Annotated in this window: 10 protein-coding genes; 5 read left to right on the top strand and 5 right to left on the bottom strand. The window is 63.9% G+C overall.

What is annotated here, in order from left to right:
- Positions 1–19 precede the first annotated feature (19 nt).
- The 5 genes from BLR03_RS15790 to BLR03_RS15810 form a co-directional block, all read right to left on the bottom strand.
- Complete coding sequence (locus tag BLR03_RS15790; protein WP_091254409.1) at positions 20–1,507, bottom strand: aldehyde dehydrogenase; 1,488 nt, start codon at positions 1,505–1,507, stop codon at positions 20–22.
- The gene (locus tag BLR03_RS15795; protein ID WP_091254412.1) at positions 1,497–2,237 is read right to left on the bottom strand and encodes an alpha/beta fold hydrolase; all 741 of its coding nucleotides are present in this window, start codon (positions 2,235–2,237) and stop codon (positions 1,497–1,499) included. The genes BLR03_RS15790 and BLR03_RS15795 overlap by 11 nt, the downstream gene beginning before the upstream one ends.
- An 11-nt stretch (positions 2,238–2,248) precedes the next feature.
- On the bottom strand, positions 2,249–2,803 hold the full coding sequence (locus BLR03_RS15800; RefSeq protein WP_091254415.1) for an amino acid synthesis family protein: 555 nt from the start codon (positions 2,801–2,803) through the stop codon (positions 2,249–2,251).
- Positions 2,800–3,411, bottom strand: a complete 612-nt coding sequence (locus tag BLR03_RS15805; protein WP_217639801.1) for an amino acid synthesis family protein — start codon at positions 3,409–3,411, stop codon at positions 2,800–2,802. The genes BLR03_RS15800 and BLR03_RS15805 overlap by 4 nt, the downstream gene beginning before the upstream one ends.
- A 193-nt stretch (positions 3,412–3,604) precedes the next feature.
- Positions 3,605–4,288 carry a GntR family transcriptional regulator gene (locus tag BLR03_RS15810; RefSeq protein WP_254788537.1) on the bottom strand — a complete coding sequence of 228 codons (684 nt, stop codon included), beginning with the start codon at positions 4,286–4,288 and terminating at the stop codon, positions 3,605–3,607.
- A 140-nt stretch (positions 4,289–4,428) separates the two neighbouring features.
- Between BLR03_RS15810 and BLR03_RS15815 the strand changes: the two genes are divergently transcribed.
- The 5 genes from BLR03_RS15815 to BLR03_RS15835 all read left to right on the top strand — a co-directional run.
- Positions 4,429–5,367 (top strand): flavin reductase, encoded by a 939-nt coding sequence (locus BLR03_RS15815; RefSeq protein ID WP_091254420.1) that lies wholly within the window; start codon positions 4,429–4,431, stop codon positions 5,365–5,367.
- Positions 5,368–5,469: 102 nt separating this feature from the next.
- Positions 5,470–6,900, top strand: coding sequence for a purine-cytosine permease family protein (locus BLR03_RS15820; protein WP_091254423.1), 1,431 nt, complete (start codon positions 5,470–5,472; stop codon positions 6,898–6,900).
- A gap of 122 nt (positions 6,901–7,022) precedes the next feature.
- Complete coding sequence (locus tag BLR03_RS15825; protein ID WP_091254426.1) at positions 7,023–7,505, top strand: NUDIX domain-containing protein; 483 nt, start codon at positions 7,023–7,025, stop codon at positions 7,503–7,505.
- Positions 7,502–7,969 (top strand): riboflavin kinase, encoded by a 468-nt coding sequence (locus BLR03_RS15830; RefSeq protein WP_091254429.1) that lies wholly within the window; start codon positions 7,502–7,504, stop codon positions 7,967–7,969. The genes BLR03_RS15825 and BLR03_RS15830 overlap by 4 nt, the downstream gene beginning before the upstream one ends.
- 32 nt (positions 7,970–8,001) lie before the next feature.
- Positions 8,002–8,316 (top strand): aldehyde dehydrogenase family protein (locus BLR03_RS15835; protein WP_139184575.1); only part of this gene is annotated, 315 nt, incomplete at its 3' end.

The raw sequence follows: 8,316 nt of genomic DNA on the forward strand, positions 1-8,316 counted from the left end.
GCTAACGAGGGGCACGGTTTCAGCTCCTCATGACGAAGGGATCGGCAAGGGGGGATTCGTCCGTGTTGATCCAGACGCTCTTGAGTCTGGTGTATTCCCGGATGCTCTCCGTGCCGTGTTCGACACCGACCCCGCTGGTCTTGAAGCCTTCCCGGGGTGATTGGGGAGACATGGTGCGGTAGGTGTTGACCCAGACGGTGCCGGCTTCGAGCCTGCTTGCCATCCGGTGGGCCCGGGCGAGGTTGGTGGTCCAGATTCCGGCGGCCAGTCCGTAGCTGGTGTCGTTTGCCAGGCGGAGTACTTCTTCCTCGGTTTCAAAGGGCATGATCGCAGCGACTGGGCCGAAGATCTCCTCCCTGACCACGCGCATGGAATTGTCGACGTCGGTGAGCACCGTGGGTTCGAAGAAGTAGCCGCTGAGGCCGGTATCGGGCCGGCCGCCACCGGTCAGAACGGTGGCACCTTCGGAAATGCCGAGGTCCACGTAACTGGCGACCTTGTCCCGCTGGTCTTGGAAGGCCAGCGGCCCGAGTTCGGTGGCGTCCAACAGCGGGTCACCGATGACGATGCTGCGGGCACGGTTGGCGACCCGCTCAAGAAGCTCGTCGTAGACGGACTTGTGGGCGAACACGCGGCTTCCGGCGATGCAGGTCTGGCCGGCCGCTGCGAAGATGCCGGCTACGACCCCCATTGAGGCATTGGCCACGTCGGCGTCGGCAAAGACAATGTTCGGGGACTTGCCGCCCAGTTCCAGCGTCGAGCCGATAAATCGGGACGCGGTTGAGGAGGCGATGCGGGCGCCTGTGGCGGTGCTGCCGGTGAAGGAGATTTTGGCCAGTCGGCGGTCTTCAACCAGTGCGGCTCCGGCTTCTGCGCCGAAGCCGGTGACGACATTGATGACACCGGGCGGGAAGCCGGCTTCGTCGGCCAGCGCGGCCAAGCGCAGAACGGTGGCAGAGGTGTATTCGGACGGTTTGATCACGATGGTATTGCCCGTGGCGAGGGCGGGAGCGAGCTTGCTGGTCGTGAGCGTCAGCGGCGAGTTCCACGGCGTGATGGCCCCCACGACCCCGAGAGGTTCGCGAAGGGTGTAGTTCAGCATGGCCCGGCTGGAGCCCGGGATGGTGTCGCCCTGGATTTTGTCAGCCAGCCCGGCGTAGTAGTAGTAATACTCGGGCATGGCAGCGAGCTGGGCGCGCATTTCCCGCAGGAGCTTGCCGTTGTCTTCGGATTCCATCCGGGCGAGTTCTTCCGCGTGTTCGCCCACCAAGTCCCCCAGGCGCCGGAGCAGATGCCCGCGCCTGGTCTGGCTGAGATCCCGCCACGCTGGGTTTTCGAAGGCAGCCGCCGCGGCCGACACCGCCCGGTCGATGTCGGATTCGTTACCGCGAGCGGCCCGGTAGAGCACGTCCAGGGTGGCCGGGTTGGTGCTTTCGAAGTATTCGCCGGATGACGGCGGAACCCAGTCACCGTTGATGAAGTGCTCGTAGCGGCGATCAGTGGACATGTGAATGCTCCTTGATGAAGGCGGTGAGGGTGTTGGCCAGCTCTTGGGGACGCTCCACCGGCATCATGTGGCGGGCCCCGCGGATGACCGAGTAGGTGCAGCCGGGAATGGCCGCGGCCAGCCTGGCGCTCATGTCCGGCGTCGACCCCGGGTCCAGCTCACCGGTCACGGCATGGGACGGAACGGTGATCCGGGGGAGCTCCGGCGCGATCTCCGCGTCTGCGGTCGCGAAGACGCGGTAGCAGGCGAGGAAGGATTGCGGGTCGTTGCGAAGCAGCACTTCCCGCGTCGCCTCGACTAGTTGCGCCGGAACAGGGGACCCCTCCGGGTACCACCGGCGGATGGATGCTTCCACCGTTGCGGGGAAGTCAGATTCCGCCGCGTCCAGCCGCACCATCACCGCGGCGTGCTCTTCAGCTGTACGGGCGCACACTGATCCGACGGAAACCAGGCTGGCCACGAGCTCGGGCCGGAACCTGGCCAGATGCTGCGCGACGAGGGCGCCGAGAGAGAACCCCACCACATGGGTGTCCGGTTCGAGGCGCTGTGCGACGTCCGCGGTGAGTGCGGCCAGAGTTAAACCCACGGGCGCCGCTTCCTCGCGGCGTCCGTGCCCCAGGAGCTCGAGGATCTGAACGTCGTATTCGGGTTCGAGGAATTCACGCAAGGGCCCCCACATCGACCCGTCGAGGCCGACGCCGTGGATCAGCGCTACGCGGACGCGGCTCACGGGTGCCTCTCCTACTTCGTTTCGGTGGCGAACGCGGCGAGGCGCTGCTGCGGGCGTCCTTGGGCTGCGGCGGCGAGGGCGATCACGATCTCATCGGCATGAGGCGCGTCGTTGATCCGGACCTCGATGCTCTGGTGGTGGGAACGGATGGTCGCGTCGGTGATGTGCTTGAGCGGAATGTCGAACACGACGCCGGCGGGGCCGCGCTTTTCCACGGCCGGCAGGAGGGTGGTGGCATTGGCGGCGTCACGGAAGTGATTTCCAAAGGCAAGGGTGTGGATGAGCCCGGAACCGTGCTCGATTTCACCGTTCAGGCCCACGATGGCGGCTTTGCCGTACGCTTCGGCGGGGGCGCCTAGGGCTTCGAGCACTCGGGGTGCGAGCAGTGCGCCGATGTCGGAGGCGTTCCCGTCGATCCCGGCAGAGAGATCCTCGACGAACCCCTGTCCGGCCCACGGGTTCTTGACGATGGCGGCCACGACGGCGACGCGCGCGGTGGGCGTGACCTCCCGCCCGCCTTCGGTGAGGATGTCTTCGGTCAGGGTGACGATTTTGCGGATGCTCATGAAATTAGTTCTCCTAGGGTGTCTGCTTTGACGATGGGATCGGTGAGCCGGTCCCCGATGCGTGAATGGGGGCGGGGTCCGGTGGAAGCGCCGAGTACGACGACGATCTCTCCGGGCCGCGGGGCATCACTGACCCGGGTGGTGATCGTCTGGTAGTGGGTGCGGGTGGCGGCGGCGTTCTTGTGCCACAGGGGCACAACCAGTGAGGCGCCGGCATCTGCCCGGTCATCAGCGAAGCAGATGATGGATTCGCCCTCAAAGTACTCCCGGACGAGGTTTCCAAAGAACGGCGTGTGAATCAGTGCGGCACCGTGTTCAATCTCGCCGCCGGTGCCCACGATTGCCGCTTTGCCGAAGGCCTGGATTGCGTCTACACCGCCGAGCTCCTTGGCGAGCACGTCGGTGAGTTTGCGCGCAAGCACCGGGGCGAGCCGGATTACTTCCTCGTTCAGGTCGTCGGTGGCTTTTCCGCCCAGCCAGGGGTTGGCGACCACGGCCGCTGCGGTGGCGCGGACCGCCGGGACGGCGGGGGAGAGGCCGTTTTCGAGCAGTATCTCTTCGCTGTAATAGACAATCTTGCGGATGCCCAAGCCCTGGTCGTTCATCATTTGGTCCCGTCCAGTGCGGGCTGGTTGGTGCACCGGGGCATAAGCTGCCGGGAGAACGCCCGCCGGCTGTTCAGGGACTTATCATGGGCCAGGCTGGGATGGGCGTTCAGGAGCATCATGTGCTCTCGTTCGACGTCCCGCTGCGGCTCTTCAATAATGCAAAAGCGCACGGCTTCCTCTCATTTTGGTGGGTTCATTTCCGGCGGTCCGTCGCCGTGTCGGTCATCAGCGCCTCACGGGATGAAGCATGGACGTGGTTCCTCATGGCGGTTTCGGCGCCGAACGGGTCTTTGTGTTCGATCATTTCGAGGACGGCGCGGTGCTCGCGGGTGGAGGCCGCGATCCTCCCCGGGTGTTCGATGGTGCGCAAGACCAGCCGCTGGTAGGCCAGCTGATTCATGAGCCGCTCATAGTGCTCCGCAAGTTTGAGATTGTCCGAGCCCCGGATGATGGTCCAGTGAAACTCATGCACCAGCCGGGCGTAGGCCTCGCTGTCATTCGTGAGTACCGCAGCCTCGGATTCCTCGAGGTTCTGGCGGAGCGCAGCCAGTTCCGGTGTCTCGCCGCGCCGGGCGAGCAGTGATGCGGCGAGTCCCTCGAGAGACTCCTTGAGCTGGAACAGCTCGATGATCTCCCTGCGGGTCGGCTCGCGGACAAAGGTTCCCACTTTCGGACGTATCTCCACCAGCCCCTCATTCTGAAGCTGCTTGAGGGCCTCCCGTACCGGAGTACGGCTGACGTCGAATTCCTGGGCAAGGAAAGCCTCAGGCAGCACTGCGCCGGGCGGGAAGTCGCCGCCCAGTACGAGGCCCCGGATCTTTTCGAGAAGGCCCGTCGGCTCGGCCGCTTCAACAGTGAGCACCATTTCTTCTTGCATACATGCCAGCCTATGTTGCATGCAAGAAGGACGTCAAGGGTCAAGGGCGGTATTTCCAATAACCTTAGAATTCCGGCAATTTAGACGTCTTTTCAGGTTTCTGTTGACGGACTCATGTGACCTGCCTTACGGTCATTGGTATGCAACAGACACTTGAACCGCTAATCACGTCAGCCTGGCTCGCTGCTTGGGACAAGGGTGACCTCGATGCTCTGGACGGCCTCGTAGCGGCCGGCTACACGCGCACCAGTAAGGCGACGGGCGCAACTGTCGACATTGCTGGTCTAAAAGCTGAGATCGCCGCGGTCCGGGAAGCCTTCCCGGACCTGCGCACGACGATCGACAACATCGTCCAAGGTGCGGAAACGGTGGCCGTCTTCTGGACGTCCACGGGCACGCACACCCACGAATACCTCGGCGTTCCGCCCACGGGCCTTACCGTTCAGACCAGGGGCTCGAACATCCTGGTTCTCAAGGACGGGAAGATCACGAAAGAAACCGTGACATGGGACGGGAGTGAGCTGCTGGCCGGCCTCGGGATTCGCCCCCTGCGCGGTATAGCCGCGCCTGAGGTTGGAGCCGCCGGTGACGTCCCGGAGCTTGACGCAGACTTGATGAAGGCGTTCAACCGCCAGTTCATCACCGGCGTCACCGTGGTCACCACCAAAGAAGGCGAAACCCCCAAGGGGCTGGCGGCGAACTCGTACTGCTCAGTCTCTGTCGAGCCGCCCCTGGTGCTGATCTGTGTCCAGAAGACGTCCAGCACCTACCCGGCGCTCTTCTCGTCGAGCCACCTCGGCATCAACATCCTGGGAACGGGGCAGCTTGACACTGTGCGTGTCTTCGCTTCCAAGGCACCGGAGAAGTTTGCAGAGCTCGAGTGGCACGAGGGACCGAACGGCAGCCCGCTTCTGGACGGCTCGCCCGCATCCCTCGAAGCGGAAATTCAGGAACGATTCCAAGCCAAGACCCACACAGTCTTTATCTGCCGGGTCCGGCATGCCGAGATCGACAACACAGCGCCGATGGTCTACAAGGCCGGGCGGTTCTATGACGGCGCGGACCTCGCTGAACTCTAAGTGCCGGCGCGGCTGACCAACCTCGGAAAGGAAACCAGCCGCGCCGACCCAATCTGCTCGTAAGCAGCGCACCAAGGTGCGCATTCAACTATAGGACCAAAAATGAGCCCAGACATCATGCGTGCTGTCGAAGACAGCGTCGCCGAAGACCGCGGGTACCGCAACAGTCTCACAAAAATTGAGCCCTACGGCATCGAACACATCCCCGACGTGGAACGCCACGGCAAGCCCCGCTCGCAGTTCTTCCTCTGGTTCGCGGCAGGCATGAACTTCCCCATCGTCGTCCTCGGCTTCAGTGCGGCCTACTTCGGCCTGCCCTTCTGGGCCGCCGTCCTGGCGATCGTCCTCGCCGGCGTGACGTCCTCGGCGGGAATGGGATACCTGTCGGCCATGGGTGTCCGGCTGGGCGTCCCGCAGCAGATGCAGGGCCGGGGACCTCTCGGATTCATCGGCAACCTGTTCCCGGTGGCATACGTGAATGTCTTCGCAGGCATCGGCTGGGCCGCCGTGACCGTGATCCTCGGCGGCAAGGCCATCTCACTGCTGACCGATGTGCCGTTCTGGCTTTCTGCCCTCATTCTCATGGGGATCCAGCTTGGCGTGGCCGTCGTCGGATACAACCTGATCCACTTCCTCCAGCGCATCCTCTCCTTCGTCCTGGTCATCGGCTTCGCTTTCATCACCATCGTTGCGGCGGCCAACGGCCGTGTCGTGAACGTCGTCAACGAATCTGCCCCGGGCTTTGACGGGATCGGCGGCTGGATCATCTTCTTCGGATGGTTCTTCTCTTTCATCGTCGCCTGGATGCCATTCGCCTCCGATTACTCCCGATACCTCCCCAACACGGCCGGTAACAGGCGCGGTGCCAGCTGGGCGACCATGCTGGGAAACTTCATCACCCTGGTCTGGATGGGAGTCCTCGGGACCGTCCTCGGATCCACTACCAGCGCTTCCGACAGCATCGGCGCCCTTAAGGAACTCATGGGCCCCTGGGCCGCGGTCGGACTTGGCGTCGTCGCACTGTCTTCCTTTACCCAAAACTTTCTCAACGTCTACGGCGGCGCGATCTCGATCCAGACCATGGGCGTGCCGGTAAAACGCCACACGGCAGTTGTGGTCATCTGTGTCGCCTCATACCTCGTGGCGCTGTGGGGCCAGGAAGGATTCAACGCAGGTTTCACCGCCTTCCTGAATCTGACCGCCTACTGCATCGCCCCATACGTAGCTGTCCTCGTGTGCGATTACCTCTTCGGAGGGCGCCGCACCGAACGAGGTCTCCGCGAGCTTTTCGACAAGAGCAGGAAGTTCGAGTGGGGCTTCGTGGCCTGGGCCGCAGGCGTCGTCATCTCATCCCCATTCTGGATGTCCTCGATCTACACCGGACCCATCGCAGCCGCTTTCCCCCAAATCGGAGATCTCTCCTACTATGTCGGAGCCGCCGTCGCGGCCGGCGTGTACTTTGCCACCCACCGGCGTCAGCGCCTCTCGGGACACGAAATGCTCGACCGCAGCATCGCCGGGCAGACCCTTTAGGGCCAGGTGGCCTCCCGCGGATAGCGGGGGGCCACCGATCCGACGCACGGCCGCCGTGAACCGCCGCGGGCAGACGACACAATGCCCTCCGCACCCAACAATCGAGCCGGACGAGGAACACCATGAGTATCCCTACACTGTTACGGGAAAGCGGGGAGGTGCATCCTCCCGCCGAATGCCAGCCCCGTGCGGTAGTGGCTGTCATCGTCGAGCGGCACGGGCGTATTGCCCTCTTCAGGCGAAGCCAGTCCGTCGGACACGACCGCGGACGCTGGCATTGCATCACCGGCTATCTCGAGTCCGGAGCCTCTCCGGAAGAGCAGGCCTTCGTGGAACTCCGCGAGGAAACCGGGCTGACCGAAAATGATCTAACAGATTTCCGGCCAGGGACACCGCTTCTTCTCGTAGACCATAGGGGCGATCCTTGGCTGGTGCATACCTTCACGGCCGTCACCCCGCGACGCCGACTGGCCATCAATGACGAGCATGACGATTTTCGCTGGGCGGCGCCTTCGAAGGTCAGGCGATTCAGCAATCGGGTGGCGTGGCTGGATCAGGTACTCGAGGCGGCCAAGGCGACGCCGACCCTCGGGACAAGCTCATGACAGTGATTCAGGGCGTCGTCGAACACGGCGATGAACGAGGCAGGACGCTCGGCTTTCCCACCGCCAACATCCAGCTCTTCGATGACCAGATCGAGGACGGGGTATGGGCTGCGGTGATCCGGACCGACTCCGGAAAGTCCTGGATCGCGGCAGTTTCCATTGGACGACGGCAGACGTTTTATGCTCAGGCGGGAGACAAACTGCTCGAAGCCCACCTCCTGGACTTCAACGAAGACCTCTACGGGCGGAAGCTGACTGTCACCCTGACCGCCAAGCTGCGGGATCAACACACTTTCGCAAGTATTCACGCGCTGGCGGAGCAACTGCCCCACGACGTCGCAGCAACCCGCGGTTGGGCCCAACAACACTATCCCTGGCTTGTCCCGCCAGGATCACATCCGAGCGAAAGCGGCGCCCGCAGGTGGCCCGAACAGCGACCCCGGACTGTGGTTGCAGCACAATGACCAACGCACAAGGCCTTTGGAAGGAGCCCTAAGTGGCTGAAGGAAACACACTGACCCTCGAGCGTGAGGCGGCGCTGCTCGCTTCCGTGCCTGCCGGCCTGCTGATCGGCGGGCAGTGGCGTGGTGCGTCCGACGGCGGCACGTTCGACGTCCACGACCCCGCCACCGGGGAGGTGCTCGCCACCCTGGCGTCCGCGACGAGCGAGGACGCCCTGGCCGCGCTCGACGCCGCCGACGCGGCCCAGGCTTCCTGGGCCCGGACCGCACCGCGGGAACGGGCCGAAATCCTGCGCCGCGCGTTTGACCTCGTCACCGAGCGGGCCGAGGACTTCGCCCTGCTCATGACC

Origin of the sequence: Arthrobacter sp. ok909 (assembly GCF_900104405.1) — a bacterium.
GTDB classification, from domain to species: domain Bacteria; phylum Actinomycetota; class Actinomycetes; order Actinomycetales; family Micrococcaceae; genus Arthrobacter; species Arthrobacter humicola.

Coding starts and splice junctions, on each gene's coding strand:
- BLR03_RS15825 (WP_091254426.1), top strand. CDS start 7,023: ATGAGTATCCCTACACTGTTACGGGAAAGCGGGGAGGTGCATCCTCCC.
- BLR03_RS15805 (WP_217639801.1), bottom strand. CDS start 3,411: ATGATGAACGACCAGGGCTTGGGCATCCGCAAGATTGTCTATTACAGC.
- BLR03_RS15790 (WP_091254409.1), bottom strand. CDS start 1,507: ATGTCCACTGATCGCCGCTACGAGCACTTCATCAACGGTGACTGGGTT.
- BLR03_RS15800 (WP_091254415.1), bottom strand. CDS start 2,803: ATGAGCATCCGCAAAATCGTCACCCTGACCGAAGACATCCTCACCGAA.
- BLR03_RS15830 (WP_091254429.1), top strand. CDS start 7,502: ATGACAGTGATTCAGGGCGTCGTCGAACACGGCGATGAACGAGGCAGG.
- BLR03_RS15820 (WP_091254423.1), top strand. CDS start 5,470: ATGAGCCCAGACATCATGCGTGCTGTCGAAGACAGCGTCGCCGAAGAC.
- BLR03_RS15815 (WP_091254420.1), top strand. CDS start 4,429: ATGCAACAGACACTTGAACCGCTAATCACGTCAGCCTGGCTCGCTGCT.
- BLR03_RS15810 (WP_254788537.1), bottom strand. CDS start 4,288: ATGCAAGAAGAAATGGTGCTCACTGTTGAAGCGGCCGAGCCGACGGGC.